We start from the raw sequence: 22,549 nt of genomic DNA, 5'->3' as shown, positions 1-22,549 counted from the left end.
CCTTTATAGCCTACACCCGGGGGGGCGGCAACCGCGTGTTCACCGTGTGCACGTATGATCGCCCCATGCTGTCGCGTATCCTCATCGGCCTGTTGCGGCTCTACAAGCTGTTCGTGAGCCCCCTGCTGGGGCCGCGCTGCAGGTTCGCGCCGAGCTGCTCGGAGTACGCCATGGAGGCCATCGGCCGGTTCGGTCCGCTGCGCGGCAGCTGGCTGGCGCTCAGGCGCATCGGCCGCTGCCACCCCTTCCATCCTGGCGGGCACGACCCCGTCCCGCCTGTTCCCCATCGAGTTCCACGCCGAGAACCCAAAGGTCAGTCCTGATGCCCTCAACCGTCATCGTCAACGCCCGCCTGGTCAACGAAGGTCGCGAGTTCGAATCGGACTTGAAGATCGAAAACGGCCGCATCGCCAAGATTGCGGCGCAGATCCGGCCCGGGGCCGACGACAAGGTGATCGATGCCGGCGGCCGCTGGCTGATGCCGGGCATGATCGACGACCAGGTGCATTTCCGCGAACCGGGCCTGACCCACAAGGGCGATATCGCCACCGAGTCGGCCGCGGCGGTGGCTGGCGGGCTGACCAGCTTCATGGAGATGCCCAACACCAAGCCGCCGACCCTCAACGCCGAGGCGCTGGAAGCCAAGTACGCCATCGCCAGGGGCCGCGCCTGGGGCAACCATGGCTTCTACATGGGCGCCAGCAACGACAACCTGGCCGACATCCAGCGCACCGACCCCAAGGCCACGCCGGGGGTGAAGGTGTTCATGGGCGCCTCCACCGGCAACATGCTGGTGGACAACCCGGAAACCCTGGATGCGATCTTCCGCGACACCCCGGTGCCGATCATCACGCACTGCGAGGACACGCCGATGATCAACGCCAACCAGGAGCGCTACCGCGCCCAGTACGGCGACGAGATCCCGGTGAAGTTCCATCCGGACATCCGCTCGCGCGAGGCCTGCATCAAGTCCACCCGCCTGGCGCTGGAGCTGGCCACCCGCCATGGCACGCGCCTGCACGTGCTGCACATCTCCACCGCCGACGAGCTGGCGCTGTTCAAGGCCGGCCCGCTGGCGGACAAGGACGGCAAGCGCCTCAAGCGAATCACCGCAGAAACCTGCGTGCATTTCCTGCGCTTCCAGCGCGAGGATTACGAGCGCCTGGGCAACTTCATCAAGTGCAACCCGGCGATCAAGGACGGCAGCGACCGCCAGGCGCTGATCAAGGCGCTGGCCGATGACGTGATCGACGTGCTGGCCACCGACCACGCCCCGCATACCCTGGAAGAAAAATCCCAGACCGACTACGCCAAGGCGCCCGGCGGCCTGCCGCTGGTGCAGTTCGCCCTGGTGGCGGCACTGGAGCTGGTGCACGAGAAGAAATCCAGCCGCGCGCGCATCGTGCAGAAGTTCGCCCATGCCCCTGCGCAGCTGTTCGACGTGGCCGAGCGCGGCTTCCTGCGCGAGGGCTACTGGGCCGACCTGGTGCTGGTGGAAGACGAGCCCTTCACCGTCAGGCGCGAAGACGTGCTGTCCAAGTGCGGCTACTCGCCCTTCGAGGGCACGACCTTCCAGTCGCGCGTGGCCGCCACCTGGGTCAACGGCCGCATGGCCTGGAATGGCGAACAGCTGGTCGGCACCCCGCGCGGCGAGCGCCTCACCTTCGACCGATGAGCGACACGCTGTTGCGTGGCGCGCGGCGCTGCGCCCGCTCCGCGTTGGTCGCGCTGGCGCTGACGGCAAGCCTGTGCGGGGTCGGCGCTGGCCCGGCCAGCGCTCAGCAGGCGTCGGCGCGCGTGGTGTTTCCCGACAGCGTTTCCCAGGGCGCGATGGTCATCGGCAAGGTGCCGCCCGGCTCGACCGTCCGCTTTGACGGCCGCACCCTGCGGGCCACCGGCTACGGCACGGTGGTGTTCGGGGTCGGACGCGACGCCCAGGGCCCGCTGGTGCTCAGCGTCGCGCCGCCAGGCCAGGCCGGCGCGACGGTGAACATCGCGGTGACCCCGCGCGACTGGCCGACCGAACGCGTCAACGGCGTGCCGCCCAAGACCGTCAACCCGCCGCCGGCGATCGCCGAGCGCATCAAGCGCGAGCAGGCCCAGGTCACCGCTGCGCGCGCGCAGGACCGGGATCTCACCGACTTCACCCAGGCCTTCATCTGGCCGGTGCAGGGACGCATCAGCGGGCGCTTCGGCAACGCCCGGGTGTACAACGGCCAGCCCGGCAGCGGCCATTCGGGCATGGATATCGCCGTGCCCACCGGCACGCCGGTCAAGGCGCCGGCCGGCGGCGTGGTGACCTTCGTCGGACCGGACCTGTACCTGACCGGCGGCACGCTGCTGCTGGATCACGGTTTCGGCATCAGTTCCAACTTCCTGCACCTGTCGCGCATCGACGTGAAAGTCGGCGACCGCGTGCAACAGGGCCAGGTGATCGCGGCGGTCGGGGCCACCGGCCGGGCGACCGGGCCCCACCTGCATTGGGGGATGAACTGGTTCGACACCCGCATCGATCCGCTGCTGGTACTGGAGCGCACCAAGCCATAGCGCGAGGCCAACGGGACGCGAGAGCTCCTGCCGGAGTTTCTGTGGAAGAGGCTTCAGCCGCGAAGAGGCTTTTCCAGTGAAGCCTCTTCGCGGCTGAAGCCGCTCCCACAAGGGTGCAAGATGCATTCGGCTCGTTTTGACGCTCTCTCCATCGTCGATCCTGCTGAGCCTGGCCCGCGCCACGCGGCAGGGACCAGCCCTGGCAGCACCAAGATCGAGCCGCGCTCATTCTCATTGCGACTCTGCACATCTAACGTGCCGCCAGGCGCCCCCGGTGGCCTCGCCTGGCTCCAGCTGCGGCAGGGACCGGCGGCGATACCGCACTCCGACGGGCTGGCCTCTCCAAAGGCGAGTTCGTGCCTCCAGGACAAGACGTGACAGCGCGCGTTGGACCGCCCTGCCCGTGCTTGCGCACCTGCCCAGTTTAGACCCTCGGGCGCCGCCGTCGTGCCGGACTCGCCAAACAGGCGCGACATTGCTTATAAGGGAAGCGTGCCGCGCCCGCTGGTTCGCAGCGGCCGACACCCTCCTCCATGACCCCACCGTGCAGGAAACATCGGCATGTCCGACACCCAGCTCAAGCCCACGCTCGGCACCCTGCACCTGTGGGGCATCGCCGTCGGGCTGGTGATCTCGGGCGAATACTTCGGCTGGAGCTATGGCTGGGGGGTGGCCGGCACCCTGGGGTTCCTGGTCACCACCGTGCTGGTGGCGGCGATGTACACCTGCTTCATCTTCAGCTTCACCGAGTTGACCACGGCCATCCCGCATGCCGGCGGCCCCTTCGCCTACAGCTGGCGGGCGTTCGGGCCCCTGGGCGGCATGATCGCCGGCATCGCCACGCTGATCGAGTTCACCTTCGCCCCGCCCTCGATCTCGATGGCCATCGGCGCCTATCTCAACGTGCAGTTCCCGGGCCTGGACCCGCGCGTGGCCGCGGTGGGCGCCTACCTGATCTTCATGGGCTTGAACATCGTCGGGGTCAGTATCGCGGCGACCTTCGAGCTGGTGGTCACGGTGCTGGCGGTGATCGAACTGCTGGTGTTCATGGGCGTGGTGGCGCCGGGCTTTTCCCTGTCCCGCTTCATGCTCGAGGGCTGGGCCGGCAACGACAGGTTCGATGGCAAGGCCATCGCCGGCATCTTCGCCGCCATTCCCTTCGCCATCTGGTTCTTCCTGGCCATCGAGGGCGCGGCCATGGCCGCCGAGGAAGCCAAGGAGCCCAGGCGCACGATTCCCCGGGCCTACATCGCCGGCATCCTGACCCTGGTGACACTGGCGTTCGGGGTGATGATCCTGGCCGGCGGTGTGGGCGACTGGCGGTCACTGAGCAACATCAACGACCCGCTGCCGCAGGCGATGAAGGCGGTGGTCGGCAACGACTCGACCTGGCTGCACATGCTGGTGTGGATCGGCCTGTTCGGGCTGGTGGCCAGCTTCCACGGCATCATCCTGGGCTACTCGCGCCAGTTCTTCGCCCTGGCCCGCGCCGGCTTCCTGCCGCACGGACTGGCCAGGCTGTCGCGCTTCCGCACGCCGCACCGGGCGATCCTGGCCGGCGGCGTGATCGGCATCGCCGCGATCTTCAGCGATGGCCTGGTCCAGCTGCAGGGCATGAGCCTGACCGCGGCGATGATCACCCTGTCGGTGTTCGGCGCGGTGGTGATGTATCTGATGAGCATGCTCAGCCTGTTCAAGCTGCGCCGGGCCGAGCCGGACCTGCCCCGCAGTTTTCGTGCGCCCGGCTATCCGCTGGTGCCCGCGGTCGCGCTGGTGCTGGCGCTGCTGTGCCTGGTGACGATGGTGTGGTTCAACCCGCTGCTGGCCGCGATCTTCGTGGGCCTGATGGCCACGGGCATGGCGCTGTGCCAGCTGAGCTTGCGCCGCGGTGGCATCCGCGCGGACGCGGCGCTGGAGCCGCACTGACATGGCCGGTTTCTCCACGCTCGCCGGCGGACAGAGGTGGCACTTCGGCGACCTCAAGACGCTGCTGGCCAAGGCCACGCCCAGGCGCGCGGGCGACCAGTTGGCGGGCATCGCCGCCGACAGCGACCGCGAGCGCGTGGCCGCGCAGATGGCCCTGGCCGAGGTGCCGTTGCGCCATTTCATCGAGGAGGCGGTGATTCCTTACGAGCAGGACGAGGTCACCCGCCTGATCATCGACCGCCACGACCGCCAGGCCTTCGCCCCGGTGGCGCACCTGACCGTGGGCGACTTCCGCGACTGGCTGCTGGGCGATGCGGCCACGGAAGCCTCGCTGGCCGCCCTGGCCCCCGGCCTGACTCCGGAAATGGTGGCGGCCGTGTCCAAGCTGATGCGCGTGCAGGACCTGGTGCTGGTGGCCTCGCGGGTGCGCGTACGCACGGCCTTCCGCAATTCGCTGGGCGGGCGCGGCCGCCTGTCCACGCGCCTGCAGCCCAACCACCCCACCGACGATGCGGCGGGTATCGCCGCCAGCGTGCTCGACGGCCTGCTGCACGGCAATGGCGATGCGGTGATCGGGATCAACCCGGCCAGCGACAGCACCGGCGACATCATCGAGCTGCTGAAAATGCTCGATGGCGTGATTGGCGGCTACCAGATCCCGACGCAGTCCTGCGTGCTGGCCCATGTCACCACCACCATCGAGGCGATCCGGCGCGGCGCGCCGGTGGACCTGGTGTTCCAGTCCATCGCTGGCACCGAGCGCGCCAACACCAGCTTCGGCGTCAACCTGGCGCTGCTGCAGGAAGGCTACGAGGCCGGGCTGTCGCTGGGCCGCGGCAGCGTGGGCCGCAACGTCATGTATTTCGAGACCGGGCAAGGCAGCGCGCTGTCGGCCGATGCCCACCACGGCGTGGACCAGCAGACCTGCGAGGCGCGCGCCTACGCGGTGGCGCGCGCGTTCGAGCCGCTGCTGGTCAACACCGTGGTCGGCTTCATCGGCCCGGAATACCTGTACGACGGCAAGCAGATCATCCGCGCCGGGCTGGAAGACCACTTTTGCGGCAAGCTGCTGGGCGTGCCGATGGGCTGCGACATCTGTTACACCAACCATGCCGAGGCCGACCAGGACGACATGGACGTGCTGCTGACGCTGCTGGGCGCGGCCGGGATCAACTTCATCATGGGTATTCCCGGCGGCGACGATGTGATGCTGCACTACCAGACCACCTCGTTCCACGACGCCTTGTACGCCCGCCAGGTGCTGGGCCTGCGGCCTGCGCCGGAGTTCGAGGCCTGGCTGGAACGGATGGACATCCTCAAGCGCCACGAAGGTCGTTTCCGGCTGGGCGCGCAGGTGCCGGACGCTTTTCGCCAGGCCTTGGCGCGCCTGCCATGAGCCAGTGGCCGACGGGCGAGTCCGCCGACCAGGCCGATCCGTGGCGCCCGCTACGTGCGCTGACCCCCGCGCGCATCGCCCTGGGCCAGGCCGGCACCAGCCTGCCGACGGCGGCGCAGCTTGAGTTTCAGTTCGCCCATGCGCAGGCGCGCGATGCGGTGCATCTGCCGCTGGATCCGGCGCCCGTCGAGGCGATGCTGGCGCAGGCCGGTCACCCTGCCCTGACTCTGCACAGCGCCGCGACCGACCGCCAGACCTACCTGCAGCGGCCGGACCTGGGCCGACGCTTGGATCCGTCCTCTTGCGAGGCCCTGCGCGCCCAGGCCGCCCTGTCCGGCGGCGCACCGGACCTGGTGATCGTCATCGCCGATGGGCTGTCCGCGCTGGCGGTGCATCGGCACGCGCCGGCGATGCTTGAGCGCTTGCTTGCCCACACCCGCACGCAGGGCTGGGCGCTGGCCCCGGTGTGCGTGGTGGTCCAGGGACGCGTAGCCATCGGCGATGAGATCGGCGAGCTGCTGGGCGCGAGCCTGTGCCTGACCCTGATCGGCGAGCGCCCCGGCCTGAGCTCGCCCGACAGTCTGGGCGCCTACCTGACCTGGTCGCCGCAGGTCGGGCTGACCGATGCGGCCCGCAATTGCCTCTCCAACATCCGCCAGCCTGGCCTGGACTACGAGACGGCCATGCACAAGCTGGCCTGGTTGATGGAGCAGGCGCGGCAACGCCAGCTCACCGGCGTCCAGCTCAAGGACGAAGTCCGCCGCGAGCTGTCCGCGGACGCACCGGCCTCCCCGGGCAATTTCCTGCTGCCCGGCTAGCGTCAGCTCGCGGCCTGCATCAGTCGGCCCAGCGCCACGTGGTCCGGCGTGGCCGCCAGGTCCTGGGGCGTGACCAGCTTGGGATTGGGACGCGGATCATCGGCAGGGCCCGCGGCCGCCATCTTCGCGCCCACCGCGTCGGTGGCCAGGCTCGGCGGTGCCGGCTGCAGGCCCAGGACCGCACGGGCCTGCGCCACGTGCTGCATCAGCGCCTCGTCGGCGAGGTCTTCGCCAGGGGCCACCGCTGCCTCATCGACCACCCCGGCCGCCGCGTCGACGGGGGTGGCGGCCGCCAATGCCAACTTGAGCTTGGACTTGGGCCACAACAGCGGGCCGACCTCCTCCAGCAGCGCGACCCAGTCGATCTCCGGAAACGGCAGGTGCGTGGGCGGGGTGATGACGATGGTCGGCGCCAGGCGGCCCAATGGCTGCACGTCGCACTCGGCCAGCGCCCGGAACACCAGCTCGCTGCAGACCATGTGCGAGGGATTGTTCCTCACCAGATGATCCAGCGCCTCGCGCACCAGCAGGCGGGCCAGGCGATGCTGGGGCAGCTTGCCGCGGATGGCGACGATGACGCCGAGCGTGGCCAGCGAGTCCAGCGGATACGGCGTGCCGATCAGCGACTGGGCGTGGGCGACGATGGCGGCGCGGTCGGCCGCATCGAGCGCCTGGCCATCGTGGGCCAGCGTGTGGAAGCCATCGATGAAGCCGAAGTTCTTGTCGTCCTGCAGGCGCTGGGCGATGGGATAGCGGCGCACGCCGCTGGCGGCCGCCTCGATCAGCTCGCCGTTGTCGGCCACCAGGGCGGCGTGGCTGTAGACGCTGTCGCCGCACCAGGCGATCAGTGCCGACAATGGGCCATCGCCCAGCATCAGCAGCACATCGCCCGGCAGCAGCGAGGCTTGCGGCGTCAGCGCGTGGGCCTGGTTCGACGCCAACGTTGATTGATCCTTCAGGCTCATACGTACAGTTCCTCTGCGGTTGGGGTGTCTCCAGGGGCCAGGTGCACGCAGTTGCGGCCCGCGGCCTTGCTGCGATACAGCGCCGCGTCGGCGCGCGCCAGCAGCTCCTCCACGCGCTCGCCCGGCCGCCACTGCGCCGCGCCCAGGCTCAGCGTGCACGGCAGCTGCAGCCCATCGATCATCAGTGGGCGCACGGCGACGGCGCGGTGGACCTTGGCGGCGACCTCGCGCGCGCGGGTGCCGTCGGCGCCGGGCAGGATGGCCAGCAGCTCGTCGCCGCCATAGCGGCCCAGCACGTCGCTGGCGCGCAGGTGGTTGCGCGCGCGCATGGCGATGAAGCGCAGGCAGGCATCGCCCACGGCGTGGCCGTGTACGTCATTGACCTGCTTGAAATGGTCCACGTCGATGAACACCACCGAGAAGATCGTGCCGCTGTGCTGCGCTTGCGCCAGCGTCTCGGCCAGGGCGCGGTCGAGGGCGCCACGCGACAGGGTCCCGGTGACCGTGTCCACGCGCGCGATGTGGCTGACGCGGTCGTGCTCGCGGCGCAGGTGCAGCATCTGCTCGGTCGTGCCGAGCATCAGCAGCAGGCCGGCCATGGCGAAGCCGAAACTCTGCAGGTGGTCGGCCCATTCCGGCCCGGACCACCATCCCACGATCTGCAGCACCCGCAGCGAGCTGAAGATCGCCAGCGGGATCCAGGACACCATCACCACCAGGCCCGGCCGCGAGCCCCGCAGCGCAAGCATGACCGAGCAGACCACGATGCTGGAGGCCACCACCAGGATGGTGAGGTTGGCCACCATCGTCAGCGCAGCGCCCGCACCCAACACGCTGCCGAAGGTGGCCACGCCCATCACCACGCTGAGCGCCTGCAGCAGCCGGTAGGCCCAGGGCATCTGCCGGCGCAGGTCCATGTAGGTCCACAGGAACACGTTGGAGGCGATCACCCCGACCCCGCCGACCAGCCGCTGCGGCAACGACGAGCTGCCGAACACCTGGGCCAGGCCGGGAATGAAGCGCATCTCCCCGCCAACGGCGGCCAGGTACAGCATGATGCTGACCATGGCCACGGCGAACATGGCGTAGTTCGCATCGCGCACGCGCAGCCACATGGCCAGGGCCAGCACCAGCAGGATGGCGGTACTGCCAAGCAAGGCCATGCGCCCGCCGACGAAGATCAGATCCTTGCGATGGACCTCATCGCGCGGCTCGATGGACACCCGCATGGGCACGGCGCCACGCGAGGTCACCCGCACCCAGAACGCCTCACCGGCCCGCACATCGCCCGGCAAGGGAAAGACCAGGGCGCGGGTGGAGTAGCGCGAGTCGTAGTCGCGGCCATAGAGCATTCGAGTCTGCGGCACGCCGCGACCGGGCAGCCAGAGCTCCACGCGGCTCAGGTAGGGCGTGGTCAGCACCAGTTGCGGTTCGGCCTGGGCGCCGATGGCACGACGGCTGGTGATGCGCCACCAGCTCGCTTCGGAGGAATCCGCACGCAGCACGTCGGCGCGGCTCTTGGCGGGCTGAAGTTCGGCCACGCGCGCGCCGGAGAGGATCGCTTCGGGGCTTGCATCGCCGGACAGCCGCTGCACGGTGACATCCGGCGACGATGGTTCCGCGCGCGCAGTCGATGCCACTGCGCCTGCGATCAGGCACAGCATCCAGAGCAAGATGCGTCCGTACATCCCCATCGGCCAGCGGGCCCTACCCCCCAAAGGCGGACGCCAAGCATAGCCCAGTCCGTCCCGGCCGCCCGGCCCTCCACTGCGGCCGCTCAGCGCCCGCCGGAAGCGCCGCGCCAGCTGTGCCAGAGCAGCGCCAGGGGCTTGGCGACCGGCCGCTCGCCGGCCAGTTCGCGCTTCAGGCGCAGGCGCGCCAGGCGCAGCCACAGGCGTCGCGGGCGGCTCAATCCGGGCGCGGGCGGCCAGGCCTTGAGCAGCAGCGCGCGCCAGGCGGGCAGCTCCATCCCCACGGGCGCCGCCGCCGCACCTGCGGCCTCGGCACGCGAGGCCAGCCATTGCGCGGCCAATGCCTGATGGCCGTGGGCGTCGGGCGCGGCGGCATCGAACAGCGCCGCCTCCACCTTGGCCACCACGCGCGCGAACGGCGCGAACTGCGCCATCGCATCGTCCAGCGAGCCCGGCTGGCGCCGGATCAGCTGCACCACCGGCAGCGCCTCGGCCAGCTCGGCCCAGGGCGCCTTCAGCGGCTCGAGCACGCGCCCCAGCGGATGGCGCGAACGCTGCTGGCTCCAGTCGCGCAGCTCCTGCGCCCACCAGCCCAGCTTGGCGTCGGCCGGCAGCGGGTCGCCGTCCACGTTCATGATGTCCTCGAACTCCTGCAGCAGCGCGAACCAGGCCACCACCGCCTGCCGCTGCGTCGCGGGGATGAAGGTCTCGGCCACCTGCCACTCCGGCCAGCGCGTGCGCCACTTGCCAATGAAGTTGTCCAGCCCGGCCGAATCGCTCACGGCGCCACGGGCCAGTTCGCCGGGGTGAGCAGCGCATGCACGTCCTCGACCATGCGGTCGGCGCGCCAGGCCACCGGGTCGTCCTCGGCCATGCGGTAGCCCCACAGCGCGGCGATGCTGGGCATGGGCGCCTGGCGCGCGGCGATGATGTCGCGCTCGTCATCGCCCACATAGACGCAATCTGCCACCGATACGCCCATGCGCTCGCAGCCGATCCGCAGCGGCATGGGGTGCGGCTTGCGCTCGGGCAGCGTGTCGCCGCCCAGCAGCACCGCGCAGCGGCCCTGCCAGCCCAGCCTGGGCAGGATCAGCTGGGCCAGGTACTCGGGCTTGTTGGTGACGATGCCCCACACCGTGCCGGCGGGCTCCAGCGCCTCCAGCAGCTCGGCCACCCCGTCGAACAGCTGGCTGTGGCGGCCCAGCTCGTCCTGGTAGATCGACAGGAACTCCGGCACCCAGCCCTCGCGCTCGGCCTGGTCGATCTCCGGAAAGGCCGCCTGCAGCATCGCGCGGCTGCCGCGCGAGACGCTGGGGCGGACCACCTCGGCCGGCACCGAGGGCAGCCCGCGCACGTGGCGCATGCGGTTGAGGGTGGCGACGAAATCCGGTGCGCTGTCCAGCAGCGTGCCGTCCAGGTCGAACAGCACCGCACGCGGGAACCGCGCCGGCAGCAAGGCCTCGCTGGCGACCACCTCAGTCATGCCCGGGCTTGAGCGCGCAGGCCAGGTAGTTGACCTCGGTGCGACGGGTCAGGCGCGCGCGATTGCGCCAAGGCTCGTAGGCCAGCCCGCTCACATCCTGCAGCTGCAGTCCGCACTGGCGCAGCCAGGTGCCCAGCTCGGAGGGGCGGATGAAATCCTGGTAGTGATGGGTGCCGCGCGGCAGCAGCCGTGCCACGTATTCGGCGCCCACCACCGCCAGCGCGAAGGCGGCGGGCGTGCGGTTGAGCGTGGACACGAACAGCTGCCCGCCGGGGCGCAGCAGGCGCGCGCAGGCGGCAATCACCGCGCCCGGATCCGGCACGTGCTCCAGCATCTCCATGCAGGTCACCACGTCGAAGCTGCCGGCAGCCTCCTCGGCCAGGGCCTCGACCGACTGCACGCGGTAGTCGATCTGCAAGCCCGACTCCAGCCGGTGCAGGTTGGCCATCTTGATCAGCTCGGGCGACAGGTCCAGCGCGGTCACCTCGGCACCCTCGCGCGCCAGCGCCTCGCTCAGCAGGCCGCCACCGCAGCCCACGTCCAGCGCGCGCGCGCCGGACAGGCGCACCCGCTGGCGCACGTAGTCCAGGCGCGGCGGGTTCAGCGCATGCAGGGCCTTCTGCGGGCCATCCGGGTCCCACCAGCGGTTGGCCAGGGCGCCGAACTTGTCCAGTTCGGCCTGGCGGAAGTTGGACGATTCGCTCGCGGATGCGTGCATGGGGGATTCCTCGAAAAGGGATGAACGCGCGGCGCGGCCGGGTCAGCGGCTGATGCCGGCGATGCGCTCGCGCCACTGCCTGGCGTTGGCGATCAACCGGTCGATGTCCATGTCCACTAGCACGCGCTCGGCCAGCTTGCGATGGCCGGCGATCCATACGTCGGTGACCTGGTGACGACCGGTGGCGTAGACGATCTGCGAAAGCACGTGATGCAGCGGTTGCGATTCCAGGCCGGACAGGTCGATGCAGGCCAGGTCCGCCTGCTTGCCGACCTCGATCGAGCCGATCTTTTCTTCCAGCCCCAGCGCGCGCGCCCCGCCCAGGGTGGCCGCGCGCAAGGCGCTGGGCGCATCCAGCGCGGTGGCGTCGTTGGCCACGGCCTTGGCCAGGATGGCGGCAGTGCGGGTTTCCCCGAACATGTCCAGGTCGTTGTTGCTGGCACAGCCATCGGTGCCGATGGCCAGGTTCACGCCGGCACGGACCAGGGCGCAGGCCGGGCAGAAGCCAGAGGCCAGCTTGAGGTTGGATTCCGGGCAATGCACCACGCTGACGCCGCGCTCGGCGCACAGGTGGATCTCGCTGTCGGTCAGCTGGGTCATGTGCACCGCGATCAGGCGGTCGTTGACCAAGCCCAGGCGGTCCAGCCGCGCCAGCGGGCGCTGGCCGTATTCCTTGAGCGAATCGGCCACCTCCTGCGCGGTCTCGTGCGTATGCAGGTGCACGGACATGTCCAGCTGGTCGGCCAGCATGCGTACGCGCTCGAAGTTGGCGTCGCTGACCGTGTACGGCGCATGCGGCGCGAAGGCGGTGGACACCAGGGCGTCGTCGCGCCATGCATCGTGCACCTGGCCGGCCTTGTCGAAGTACTCGTCGTCCGACTTGGCCCAGGCGGTCGGGAAGTTGATCACCGGCAGGCCGACCAGCGCGCGGAAGCCAAGCTGCTTGTAGACCGCGGCCTGCACGTCGGGGAAGAAGTAGTTCTCATTGGCGCAGGTGGTGCCGCCGCGCAGCATCTCGGCCACGGCGAAGGCGGTGCCGTCGCCGACGAACTCCGGCCCGATCACCGCCGCTTCCACCGGCCAGATGTGCTGCTGCAGCCACACCATCAGCGGCAGGTCGTCCGCCACCCCGCGCAGCAGCGTCATCGGGTTGTGGGTGTGGGCGTTGACCAGCCCCGGGATCAGCACGCTGTGCGGCCGCGAGACCACCTGCTTGGGCGCAAAGCGCGCACGCGCCTGCTCGCGCGGTGCGATGGCGACGATGCGCTCGCCGGTGATGGCCACGGCGTGGTCGCTGAGGACCACCGCATGCGGCTCGACCGGCACGATAAAGCCGGCTTCGATCAACAGGTCGCAGGGTTCCGGGGGGGTGCTGGATTCGCTCATGCTGGCTCGCTTGGGGTCAGAGTGCAGCCTGCGCGGGATGGTCACCGTCCACGATCGGCTTTCAGGTCGTCATCTCCGCGCTGACGGGGGCCCATTGGCTTTGACTGCGATTCTGGCGCGGCCGTCAATGCAAGCCAGGCGAGGTCGAAGGCAAACGCTGGATCTCCGCCGGCGCGGGATGACCCGATGGCGAAGGCGTGCGCCGCAGCGCACGCGCCATGGGTCACTTGACGCGGGAGACGTACTCGCCAGTGCGGGTGTCCACCTTGATGATTTCGTCGGTGCCCACGAACAGCGGCACGCGCACGACCGCACCGGTTTCCAGGGTGGCCGGCTTGCCACCGGTGCCGGCGGTGTCGCCCTTCACGCCCGGATCGGTCTCGGTGATCTTCAGCTCGACGAAGTTCGGCGGCGTGACCTGGATCGGATTGCCGTTGAACAGCGTCACCACGCAGGCTTCCTCGCCCTTGAGCCACTTCTTGGCATCGCCCACGCCGGTTTCGTCGGCCTGCACCTGCTCGAAGGTCTCCTGCTGCATGAAGTGCCAGTACTCGCCATCGTTGTACAGGTACTGCATGTCGGTATCGACCACGTCGGCCGCCTCGATGGCGTCGGTGCTCTTGAGCGTCAGTTCCTGCACGCGGCCCGAGCGGATCAGGCGGAAGCGCATGCGAGTGAAGGCCTGGCCCTTGCCCGGCTTGACGTAGTCGGTCTCGGTGATGATGGCGGGCTCGTTGTTGACCAGGATCTTCATCCCGTTCTTGACGTCGTTCATGCCATAGCTGGCCATGCGTACAAACTCCTCGGATCAGGCGGGCCCGCCGCGGCATGCGACGGGCCGGATAGAATGGAGCGCCCGCCGTTCCTGGCGGGCGCTAGTGTTCAGACCGCCCATGATACCCGCAGCCTCCCTGCCCTTGCAGCCCGAGCCCGCCCACAGCGCCCCGCGCTGGCAGCAGGCCTGGCGCGATGCCGTCCGCGACCCGATGGCCCTGCTGGCGCAGCTGCGCCTGCCCGAACTGGCCGCTCGGCTCTCGCCTCAGGCCGCCGCGCAGTTCCAGATGCGGGTGCCGCAGGGCTTCGTGGCGCGCATGCGCGTGGGCGATGCGGCCGACCCGCTGCTGCGCCAGGTGCTGCCGCTGGACGATGAGATGCGCCCTGCGCACGGGTTCAGCCTGGACGCGGTGGGCGATGCGGCGGCCCGCTCCGGTGCCGGGGTGCTGCAGAAATACAACGGCCGGGCCCTGCTGGTGGCCACCGGCAGCTGCGCCATCAACTGCCGCTACTGCTTCCGCCGGCACTTCCCCTACGCCGAGGAGACCGCCGCGCGCGATGGCTGGCGCGAGGCGGTGGACCTGATCGCGGCCGACACCTCGGTGGAGGAAGTGCTGCTTTCCGGGGGCGACCCGCTGTCGCTGGCCACCCACAAGCTGGCCGAGCTGACCGCCGCGCTGATCCGTGTGCCCCATCTCAAGCGCCTGCGCATCCACAGCCGCCTGCCCATCGTCCTGCCCGAGCGCGTGGACCAGGCGCTGCTGGACTGGCTGGCGCCCCTGCCCTGGCCGGTCACCCTGGTGGTGCACGCCAACCATGCCAACGAGTTCGACGCCCAGGTCGACCGGGCCCTGGCCCGGCTGCGCGGCGTCGGCGTGACCCTGCTCAACCAGGCCGTGCTGCTGCGCGGGGTCAACGACAGCGTCCAGGCCCTGACCGACCTGTCCGAGCGCGGCTTTGCCGCCGGCGTGCTGCCGTATTACCTGCACCAGCTGGACCGGGTGCAGGGGGTGGCGCATTTCGAGGTCGACGACGACACCGCCCGCGCCCTGCATCGTGCGCTTGCAGCACGCCTGTCCGGCTACCTGGTGCCGCGGCTGGTGCGCGAGATCCAGGGCGACACCGGCAAACGCCCACTCTGACCGCGATCGCCCCGGTCGTGGGCGCCAAGGCGGTCGCAGGCTCGCCTGGCGTGGGCGCGCCCTCATGGACGTGTCGCGGGGGCTCATGTATTAAGCCACTTCGTTCAGAGGAAGCCCGATGGCCGCCGCGAAAGATTCCACCCTGCGTCTGATGATCGTCGACGACAGCGGCGAGCAGGCCGAGGCCGTCGTCAGCACCCTGCGCAATGGCGGCATCGCCGTACGCCCGCTGCGGCCGTCGGGGATCGACGAGCTGCAGCAGCAGCTGTCCTCGCACCCGCTGGACCTGATCCTGGCCACTCGCAGCGCGCGCCTGGTGCCGATCAGCGAGGTCCTGACCAAGGTCGCCGCCAGCGGCAAGGACATCCCGGTGATCGTGCTGCACGACAGCCTGGACGAGGCGGCCATCGTCGAGGACGCCAACCGCGGCGCCCGCGGCTTCGTCCTGCGCGGGCGCGGCGCGCACCTGCTGGCGCGGCTGCAGAGCGAATGGGACGACCTGGAGACCCGCCGTTCGCTGCGCAGACTGGAAGCGCAGCTGCGCGAGACCGAGCGCCGTTGCGATGCGCTGATCGCCTCCTCCCGCGACCCCATCGCCTACATCCACGAAGGCATGCACATCCGCGCCAACGAGGCCTACCTGGAGATGTTCGGCTTCGAGTCCTTCGAGGACGTGGAAGGCATCTCCCTGCTGGACCTGGTGGCACCGCAGCACGTGGCCGACTTCAAGGCCCTGCTCAAGCAGCTCAGCAAGGGCGAGCCGCCGCCGCCGCTGTACCAGCTGCAGGCGCGGGCCATGGACGGGGACGTGTTCCCGGCGACGATGGAGTTCGCCACCGCCAGCTACGAGGGCGAGCAGTGCGTGCAGGTGGTGTTCCGCCGGCGCGATTTCGATGCCGACCTGGCGCGCGAGGTCGAGGACCTGCGCCAGCGCGACGTGGTCACCGGCCTGCTCAACCGCCCGACCTTCCTGCAGGAACTGGAGGACGCGGTGGCGCGCGTGGGCCGTGGCGAGGCGCCCTGCGGCCTGCTGCTGATCGAGCCGGACCATGTGGCCCGGCTGCTGCCGGACCTGGGCCTGCATGCGGCCGACACGCTGATGGCCGCCCTGGCCACGCGGCTGTCGCAGACCCTGGACCCGGACATGCGCGCGGCACGCTTTGGCGAGTACAGCTTCGCCGTGCTCAGCCCCGGCGACCATGCGCGCACCGGCGCGCTGGCGCAGTCGCTGCGCGAGGCCTTCGCCCGCCACGTGCTGGAAGTGGGCGAGCGCGCGCTTTCGCTGACCGTGAGCATCGGCGGCGTGCAGATCGGGGAGAAGATCGCCAGCGTCAGCCAGGTGCTGGCGCGTGCAGCGGAGAACGTGCAGGCCGTGGCCGGCCTGGGCGGCAACGCGGTGCAGCTGTTCGACCCCGGCTCGGCCGACCGCGCCGAGGAGGAACGCGTGCAGCGGCTGCTGGACATGATCCAGGCCGGGATCGCCGGCGAGGGCTTTGCGCTGCATTTCCAGCCGATCATTCCGCTGATGGGCGAGCCGGGCGATTTCTACGAGGCCCTGCTGCGCCTGGAGGCCGGCGGCGAGACCTATCTGCCCACCGCCTTCCTGGACCTGGCCGAGCAGCACGAGCTGCTGGGGCCGATCGATCGCTGGGTGATCCAGCGCGCCATCGCCCTGCTGGGCGAACGCGAACGCGCCGGCAGGCCCGTCCGGCTGCTGGTCAAGATCAGCCCGCCCTCGTTCTCCGACCCCAGCATGGTCGACCTGATCCGCGAGGCGCTGGCCTACCACGGCGTGCCGGGCGAGCGCCTGTGGCTGGAGAGCACCGAGGCCAAGGTCTTCACCCACCTGCGCGCGGCCCAGGCCTTCCTGCAGGCCGCCGCGGGCCTGGGCTGCAAGGTCGGCCTGGAGCAGTTCGGCACCGGATTGGACTCGTTCCAGCTGCTGTCGCACTTCAAGCCCGACTTCCTCAAGCTGGACCGCAGCTTCACCCAGGACCATGCCGTGGCGATGGAGCAGCAGAACCAGATCGGCGAGATGACCGCCCGCGCGCAGCAGGACGGCATTACCACCATCGCTGAGCACATCCAGGATGCGGCGACCATGACCCTGCTGTTCAACTCGGGCATCGACTACGTGCAGGGGCACTTCGTCGGCCCGGCGGCCCCGGCGATGAGCTTCGAGTTCGGCTGAGGCGGCAGTCCCGCGTTCGCGCGGGTCACGGTCTGCTCCGGAAGATGCGCGGTGGTGGATGGAAGAGCGTCATCCACCCTACGTAGGGTGGACAACGCGCAGCTTGTCCACCAAGGCGCCCGAGGCGGCAAGACCCTCTGGGAACGGCTTCAGTGGGCGCGGCTTCAGTGGGAGTTCCGCGTTCGCGCGGATCACGGTTTCATCGGCGAGTGCGCGGCGGTGGATGGAAGAGCGCCATCCACCCTACGTAGGGTGGACAACGCGCAACTTGTCCACCAAGGCGCCCGAGGCGGCAAGACCTGTGGGAACGGCTTCAGTGGGTGCGGCTTCTGTGGGAGCGGCTTTATGGGAGCCTCTTCGCGGCTGCGCGGGCTGTCGCATGCGAGAAGGGCCGCTCATTGAGCGGCCCATCTGTTTCAGCGCCGATCCAGCGCGGATCAGGCGGCGGTGCTCTGGCGCAGCGCGGCGATGCGCTCTTCCAGCGGCGGGTGGCTCAGGAACAGCTTGCGCAGGCCCTGGCTCACGCCACCGGTGATCCCGAAAGCGGCCACCTGCGTCGGCAGCGTGCTTTCGCTGTGGTTGCGGGCCAGGCGCTCCAGCGCGGCGATCATCTTCTGACGGCCAGCCAGGCTGGCGCCGCCATGGTCGGCGCGGAATTCACGACGGCGCGAGAACCACATCGCGATCATCGTGGCGAACAGGCCGAACACCATCTCCAGCACGAACACGATGATGTAGTAGGCAAAGCCGCGGCCGCCCTCGCGGTTGCCCGACAGGTAGCTGTCGATCACCCCGCCGACCACGCGGGCCAGGACGATGACGAAGGTGTTCAACACGCCCTGCAGCAGCGCCATGGTGATCATGTCGCCGTTGGCCACGTGGGCGACCTCGTGGCCCAGCACGGCCTCGGCCTCGTCCTGGGTCATCTGGTTGAGCAGCCCGGTGGACACGGCCACCAGCGCGTTGTTGCGGTTGGCGCCGGTGGCGAAGGCGTTGATTTCCGGCGCCTCGTACACGGCGACTTCCGGCATGCCGATGCCCGCGGCCTGGGCCTGGCGGCGTACGGTGTCCACCAGCCAGCGCTCGGCATCGTTGCGCGGGGTCTCGATGACCATGGCGCCGGTGGCGCGCTTGGCCATCCACTTGGACATCAACAGGGAAATGAGCGAGCCGCCGAAGCCAAAGATCGCGGCCATGACCAGCAAGCCGGCCATGCTGGCCGAGTTCACCCCCAACAGCGACATCACGATGCCGGCCAAGGCCAGCACGGCCAGGTTGGTGAGCAGGAACAAACCGATGCGGGTCAACACGGGAAACTCCGAAGCAGAGAGGGAATGACTGAAGCAAGCTTGTAGACGCGGACACGCGAATTCAAGCTGTAGGCTCGCTCCTCATTCAGCGATCTTCCCGAGCTGTCATGGTTGTAATGTCCGACTATCGCGGGCGCTTCGCGCCATCACCGACCGGCCCCCTGCATTTCGGCTCGCTGGTGACGGCCCTGGGCAGCTGGTTGCTGGCGCGCCAGGCGGGTGGGCAATGGTGGGTCAGGGTCGAGGACATCGACCCCCCGCGCGAGGTGGCCGGTGCCGCGCAGGACCAGCTGCGGACTCTACAGGCCTTCGGCCTGCACCCCGACGCCCCGCCGGTCTTCCAGAGCGCGCGGCACGCGCTGTACGAGGCGGCGCTGCAGGATCTGCTGGCGCGCGACCTGGCCTTCGAGTGTCATTGCAGCCGTAGCGACCTGGCCGAACATGCCGGCATCCACCATGGCTGCGTGCCGGGCCGCCGCCGGCCGGACCCGTCCGTGCGACTGCGCGTGGCCTCCGATGCGGTCGTCGAATTCGAGGACGGCCTGCAGGGGCCGCAGCATCAGGACGTGCACCTGGGCGTGGGCGATTTCGTGCTGCGCCGGACCGACGGCTTGTGGGCCTATCAGCTGGCCGTGGTGGTGGACGATGCGCAGCAGGGGATCAGCCACGTGGTACGCGGCGCGGATTTGCTCGATTCCACCCCGCGGCAGATCCTGCTGCAACGCGCACTCGGCCTGCCCACGCCCAACTACCTGCATCTGGCACTGGTGACCGACGTCCACGGCCACAAGCTCTCCAAGTCCCACGCGGCCTTGCCGGTGGACGCCGAGGAGCCCATGCCCGCGCTGCACCTGGCGTGGAAGGCCCTGGGGCAGGCGCCTTTGATGCCGCAGCACATGACCGAACGGCAATCATTTCTCGCCCAGGCAGCGGTGACCTTCGATCCGACCCGGTTGCCGGTGCAACTGCAGCACGATTTCGCTGCGACGCACAACGGCCCGCTGCGGACCGCTGTCTAGAATCGTCCGCGATTCCATCAACGACGGACATCTCCATGACTTCACGCGTCGCCCTTGTCACTGGTGGCACCGGCGGGATCGGCACTGCCATCTGTGCGCGCCTGGCCCAGCTCGGCCATCGTGTCGCCACCAACTACCGCAACGAGGAAAAGGCCCGCGCCTGGCAGTCGCAGATGCAGCAGAGCGGCGTGGACGTGCTGCTGGTGCCCGGCGACGTGGGCGATGCCGCACAGGCCGAGGCGCTGGTGCGCGAGGTCGAAGGCAAGCTGGGCCCGGTGGAGATCCTGGTCAACAACGCCGGCATCACCCGCGACACCACCTTCCATCGCATGCGCGCCGAGCAGTGGAACGAGGTCATCAACACCAACCTCAACTCGGTGTTCAACATGACCCGGCCGGTGATCGAAGGCATGCGCGAGCGCAAATGGGGGCGCATCGTGCAGATCAGCTCGATCAATGGCCAGAAGGGCCAGTACGGCCAGGCCAACTACGCCGCGGCCAAGGCCGGCATGCATGGCTTCACCATCTCGCTGGCGCAGGAAAACGCCAAATTCGGCATCACCGTCAATACGGTCTCGCCCGGCTATATCGGCACGGAGATGGTGATGGCCGTGCCCGAGGACGTGCGCAACAAGATCGTCGCGCAGATTCCCACAGGGCGCCTGGGCACGCCGGAGGAGATCGCCTACGCGGTAACGTTCTTCATGCCGGACGAAGCCGGCTGGATCACCGGTACCAACCTCTCGGCCAACGGCGGCCAGTACATGGGCTGGTGATCGCACCACCTTTTCCAGAGCGGAAATCAAGAGGTTTCGTCACACATTCATCACGCCCGCGCGGCAATGGGACCCCTTCCTTAGGTCTCATTGCCGGCGACATTGCACTGCGTCATCCTGCCGAAAACACCGGATCCAGCTATGGCCAAGTCAGGCGCTATCCGCATCATCAAGAAGTACCCGAACCGTCGTCTGTACGACACGGAAATTTCCAGCTACATCACCATCGAGGACGTGCGCCAGCTGATCGTCGACGGCGAGACCTTCGAAGTGCGCGATGCCAAGAGCGGCGAGGACCTGACCCGGTCGGTGCTGCTGCAGATCATCGCCGAGCAGGAATCGGCCGGCGAACCGGTGCTGTCCACGCAGATGCTCAGCCAGATCATCCGGTTCTACGGCGACTCGCTGCAGGGCTTCATGGGCAACTATCTGGAGCGCAGCATGCAGTTGTTCATGGAGCAGCAGCAGCAGTTCCGCAGCCAGATGGGCAACCTGCTGGGCCAGACGCCGTGGGCCATGATGAACCAGCTCACCGAGCGCAACCTGGAGCTGTGGCAGGAGTTCCAGCGCGGCCTGGGCGCCGGCAGCATGGGACGTCCGGCCTCGGCGCGCCCCGGCACCGAACCGCCGCCGCGCGACCCGAACTTCAACAAGCGTCGCTGAGCTGCGCACCGCAAGACCCGGGCCCGTGCGCCGCAAGGCGCACGGGCTTCGTTTTTTCCATCGATCCAGGATGAAGACATGCAAGCACGCATCGCGCTGGTGACCGGCGCTTCCGGCGGCCTGGGCACGGCGATCTGCCAGGCCCTGCGCGCGCAGGGCCATACCGTCATCGGCGTGGACCGCGCCCCGCCCCCGCCCGCCACCGCCGACCCGCAGCTGCACACGCGGATGCTGGACATCACCGACGACACCGCCTGCCAGGCCCTGGTGCAGGAGCTGGAAGGCAGCTTCGGCAGCGTGGACATCCTGGTCAACAATGCCGGCATCACCCGCGACGCCACGCTGCGCAAGATGCAGATCGAGGACTGGGACGCGGTGCTCGGGGTCAACCTGCGCGCGGCGTTCTCGCTGTGCCACGCCGCCGTGCCGGGCATGCTGGCGCGCGGCTACGGCCGCATCGTCAACATCAGCTCGGTCAGTGGCCAGACCGGCAACTTCGGCCAGACCAACTACGCCGCGGCCAAGGCCGGCCTGCATGCCCTGACCATGTCGCTGGCGCGCGAGACCGCGGCCAAGGGCATCACCGTCAACAGCGTCTCGCCCGGCTACGTGCGCACGCCCATGACCGCGGCCATGCCGGCCGAAGCCCTGGCGCGCACCAGCGCCGCCATCCCGGTCGGCCGCCTGGGCGAACCGCAGGACATCGCGCGCGCCGTGGCGTTCCTGGCCGACGAGGCCTCCAGCTACATCACCGGCGTCAACCTGCCGGTCAACGGCGGATTGTTCATGAGCTTCTGAGCGCGGCTTTAGCGCATCGCGGCGGCGGCCCCGCTGCCGCAGTACTTCTGCCGGAACTGCTCGGCCTGCGGCAACAGCGACTGCAGGTGGCTGATGCGGTTGTCCGGGTCCGGATGGGTGGAGGCGAACTCCGGCGGGCGCTGCCCGCCGCCCAGCTGGGACATGCGCTCCCACAGCGGGATGGCCGCCTTCGGGTCGTAGCAGGCCGCGGCGGCCAGCATCAACCCCACCTCGTCGGCCTGGGTCTCGTGACCGCGCCCATACGGCAGCACCCAACCGTATTGCACGCCGGCGCCGATGGCCGCCATCGTCTGCTGGTCGATGCCGGACATTCCCGCCGCCACCTGTCCCAGCTGCACCAGCTTCTGCTGCGCCATGCGCTGGGCGCCGTGGCGCATCAGCGCGTGGGCGATCTCATGGCCCATCACCACCGCCATCGCATCGGCGTTCTCCGCCACCGGCACCAGGCCGGTGTAGACGGCGATCTTGCCCCCGGGCAGGCAGAAGGCATTGGCCTCGTCCGACTGGATCACGCTGACTGCCCAGTCGTAGTGGCTCAGGTCCGGCACCGGCTGCTGGTGCAGCGCGGCCAGGTCGGCCGCCACCTGCGGCACGCGCGCCACCAGCCGCTGGGCGATGGTGCGTACCTGCTGGCTGACCGGCGCGTCTTCCGGCACCAGCGCGCCCTGCGCCCTGGCATCGCCCAGGACCTGCTGGTAGGCCTGCACGCCGAGCTCGGATTCTTCTGCCGGCGTGGCTCCGTAATGCGCGTCCTGGCCGGTGTAGGGGTCGGTCTGGCGGCCGCCGAACCAGCTGATCGCCGCGTAGATCGCAAAGCCGATCAGCACCAGCCAGCGCACGCTGCCGAACAACCCGCCGCCACGGCCGCGAGGCTGCGAGGGACCCATGGCCCGACCACCGAATGGCGACTGCCTCATCGTGACGC

21 protein-coding genes are annotated in these 22,549 nt (G+C 69.4%); 12 read left to right on the top strand and 9 right to left on the bottom strand.

Features of this window, described 5'->3' with window-relative positions; all coding sequences use genetic code 11:
• The first annotated feature begins 65 nt into the window (after positions 1 to 65).
• The 6 genes from yidD to eutC all read left to right on the top strand — a co-directional run bounded on the left by yidD (position 66) and on the right by eutC (position 6,687).
• Positions 66 to 323 carry a membrane protein insertion efficiency factor YidD gene (gene yidD / locus EPA99_RS04035; protein WP_129469912.1) on the top strand — a complete coding sequence of 86 codons (258 nt, stop codon included), beginning with the start codon at positions 66 to 68 and terminating at the stop codon, positions 321 to 323.
• The gene (locus EPA99_RS04030) at positions 323 to 1,675 is read left to right on the top strand and encodes a dihydroorotase (RefSeq protein WP_129469911.1); all 1,353 of its coding nucleotides are present in this window, start codon (positions 323 to 325) and stop codon (positions 1,673 to 1,675) included. Before yidD ends, EPA99_RS04030 begins: the two co-directional genes overlap by 1 nt.
• Positions 1,672 to 2,547 carry a M23 family metallopeptidase gene (locus tag EPA99_RS04025; protein WP_164978557.1) on the top strand — a complete coding sequence of 292 codons (876 nt, stop codon included), beginning with the start codon at positions 1,672 to 1,674 and terminating at the stop codon, positions 2,545 to 2,547. The genes EPA99_RS04030 and EPA99_RS04025 overlap by 4 nt, the downstream gene beginning before the upstream one ends.
• A gap of 561 nt (positions 2,548 to 3,108) precedes the next feature.
• Positions 3,109 to 4,473, top strand: coding sequence for an ethanolamine permease (gene eat, locus EPA99_RS04020; protein WP_129469910.1), 1,365 nt, complete (start codon positions 3,109 to 3,111; stop codon positions 4,471 to 4,473).
• A gap of 1 nt (position 4,474) precedes the next feature.
• Entirely contained in the window at positions 4,475 to 5,869 is a 1,395-nt protein-coding gene (locus EPA99_RS04015; protein WP_129469909.1) for an ethanolamine ammonia-lyase subunit EutB, read from the top strand.
• Positions 5,866 to 6,687 (top strand): ethanolamine ammonia-lyase subunit EutC, encoded by an 822-nt coding sequence (gene eutC / locus EPA99_RS04010; RefSeq protein ID WP_129469908.1) that lies wholly within the window; start codon positions 5,866 to 5,868, stop codon positions 6,685 to 6,687. Before EPA99_RS04015 ends, eutC begins: the two co-directional genes overlap by 4 nt.
• 2 nt (positions 6,688 to 6,689) lie before the next feature.
• Here the strand turns inward: eutC and EPA99_RS04005 are convergent, their stop codons facing one another.
• From EPA99_RS04005 to efp, 7 genes are all read right to left on the bottom strand, one after another.
• The gene (locus EPA99_RS04005) at positions 6,690 to 7,652 is read right to left on the bottom strand and encodes a hypothetical protein (RefSeq protein ID WP_241688262.1); all 963 of its coding nucleotides are present in this window, start codon (positions 7,650 to 7,652) and stop codon (positions 6,690 to 6,692) included.
• Positions 7,649 to 9,247 (bottom strand): GGDEF domain-containing protein, encoded by a 1,599-nt coding sequence (locus EPA99_RS04000; RefSeq protein ID WP_164978556.1) that lies wholly within the window; start codon positions 9,245 to 9,247, stop codon positions 7,649 to 7,651. Before EPA99_RS04000 ends, EPA99_RS04005 begins: the two co-directional genes overlap by 4 nt.
• A gap of 182 nt (positions 9,248 to 9,429) precedes the next feature.
• Positions 9,430 to 10,125 (bottom strand): squalene/phytoene synthase family protein, encoded by a 696-nt coding sequence (locus EPA99_RS03995; RefSeq protein ID WP_129469906.1) that lies wholly within the window; start codon positions 10,123 to 10,125, stop codon positions 9,430 to 9,432.
• On the bottom strand, positions 10,122 to 10,826 hold the full coding sequence (locus tag EPA99_RS03990; RefSeq protein WP_129469905.1) for a phosphoglycolate phosphatase: 705 nt from the start codon (positions 10,824 to 10,826) through the stop codon (positions 10,122 to 10,124). Before EPA99_RS03990 ends, EPA99_RS03995 begins: the two co-directional genes overlap by 4 nt.
• A complete protein-coding gene (gene ubiG, locus EPA99_RS03985; RefSeq protein ID WP_129469904.1) occupies positions 10,819 to 11,544 on the bottom strand; it encodes a bifunctional 2-polyprenyl-6-hydroxyphenol methylase/3-demethylubiquinol 3-O-methyltransferase UbiG in 726 nt (241 codons plus the stop codon). The genes EPA99_RS03990 and ubiG overlap by 8 nt, the downstream gene beginning before the upstream one ends.
• A 42-nt stretch (positions 11,545 to 11,586) precedes the next feature.
• Positions 11,587 to 12,930: a TRZ/ATZ family hydrolase gene (locus EPA99_RS03980; protein ID WP_129469903.1), complete on the bottom strand. Its 1,344-nt coding sequence runs from the start codon at positions 12,928 to 12,930 to the stop codon at positions 11,587 to 11,589.
• A 223-nt stretch (positions 12,931 to 13,153) separates the two neighbouring features.
• A complete protein-coding gene (gene efp, locus EPA99_RS03975; protein ID WP_129469902.1) occupies positions 13,154 to 13,720 on the bottom strand; it encodes an elongation factor P in 567 nt (188 codons plus the stop codon).
• A 103-nt stretch (positions 13,721 to 13,823) separates the two neighbouring features.
• Here efp and epmB point away from each other — a divergent pair, with 103 nt between their 5' ends.
• A complete protein-coding gene (gene epmB / locus EPA99_RS03970; protein ID WP_129469901.1) occupies positions 13,824 to 14,846 on the top strand; it encodes an EF-P beta-lysylation protein EpmB in 1,023 nt (340 codons plus the stop codon).
• Positions 14,847 to 14,964: 118 nt separating this feature from the next.
• Complete coding sequence (locus EPA99_RS03965; RefSeq protein ID WP_129469900.1) at positions 14,965 to 17,037, top strand: EAL domain-containing response regulator; 2,073 nt, start codon at positions 14,965 to 14,967, stop codon at positions 17,035 to 17,037.
• A gap of 437 nt (positions 17,038 to 17,474) precedes the next feature.
• Here the strand turns inward: EPA99_RS03965 and htpX are convergent, their stop codons facing one another.
• Entirely contained in the window at positions 17,475 to 18,347 is an 873-nt protein-coding gene (gene htpX, locus EPA99_RS03960) for a protease HtpX (protein ID WP_129469899.1), read from the bottom strand.
• 116 nt (positions 18,348 to 18,463) lie between these two features.
• Between htpX and gluQRS the strand changes: the two genes are divergently transcribed.
• The 4 genes from gluQRS to EPA99_RS03940 all read left to right on the top strand — a co-directional run bounded on the left by gluQRS (position 18,464) and on the right by EPA99_RS03940 (position 21,603).
• Positions 18,464 to 19,366, top strand: a complete 903-nt coding sequence (gene gluQRS / locus EPA99_RS03955; protein WP_129470381.1) for a tRNA glutamyl-Q(34) synthetase GluQRS — start codon at positions 18,464 to 18,466, stop codon at positions 19,364 to 19,366.
• Between the two features lie 35 nt (positions 19,367 to 19,401).
• Positions 19,402 to 20,142 carry an acetoacetyl-CoA reductase gene (gene phbB / locus EPA99_RS03950; protein ID WP_129469898.1) on the top strand — a complete coding sequence of 247 codons (741 nt, stop codon included), beginning with the start codon at positions 19,402 to 19,404 and terminating at the stop codon, positions 20,140 to 20,142.
• 141 nt (positions 20,143 to 20,283) lie between these two features.
• Positions 20,284 to 20,805 (top strand): polyhydroxyalkanoate synthesis repressor PhaR, encoded by a 522-nt coding sequence (phaR, locus tag EPA99_RS03945; RefSeq protein WP_129469897.1) that lies wholly within the window; start codon positions 20,284 to 20,286, stop codon positions 20,803 to 20,805.
• Positions 20,806 to 20,883: 78 nt separating this feature from the next.
• On the top strand, positions 20,884 to 21,603 hold the full coding sequence (locus tag EPA99_RS03940; RefSeq protein WP_129469896.1) for a 3-oxoacyl-ACP reductase: 720 nt from the start codon (positions 20,884 to 20,886) through the stop codon (positions 21,601 to 21,603).
• Between the two features lie 8 nt (positions 21,604 to 21,611).
• Here the strand turns inward: EPA99_RS03940 and EPA99_RS03935 are convergent, their stop codons facing one another.
• Entirely contained in the window at positions 21,612 to 22,541 is a 930-nt protein-coding gene (locus EPA99_RS03935) for a M48 family metallopeptidase (RefSeq protein WP_129469895.1), read from the bottom strand.
• Positions 22,542 to 22,549 lie beyond the last annotated feature (8 nt).

This window comes from Pseudoxanthomonas composti (genome assembly GCF_004122095.1).
Lineage (GTDB): Bacteria > Pseudomonadota > Gammaproteobacteria > Xanthomonadales > Xanthomonadaceae > Pseudoxanthomonas_A > Pseudoxanthomonas_A composti.
The sequence above is the reverse complement of the archived record's forward strand: the minus strand, read 5'-3'. Positions and strand labels throughout refer to the sequence as shown.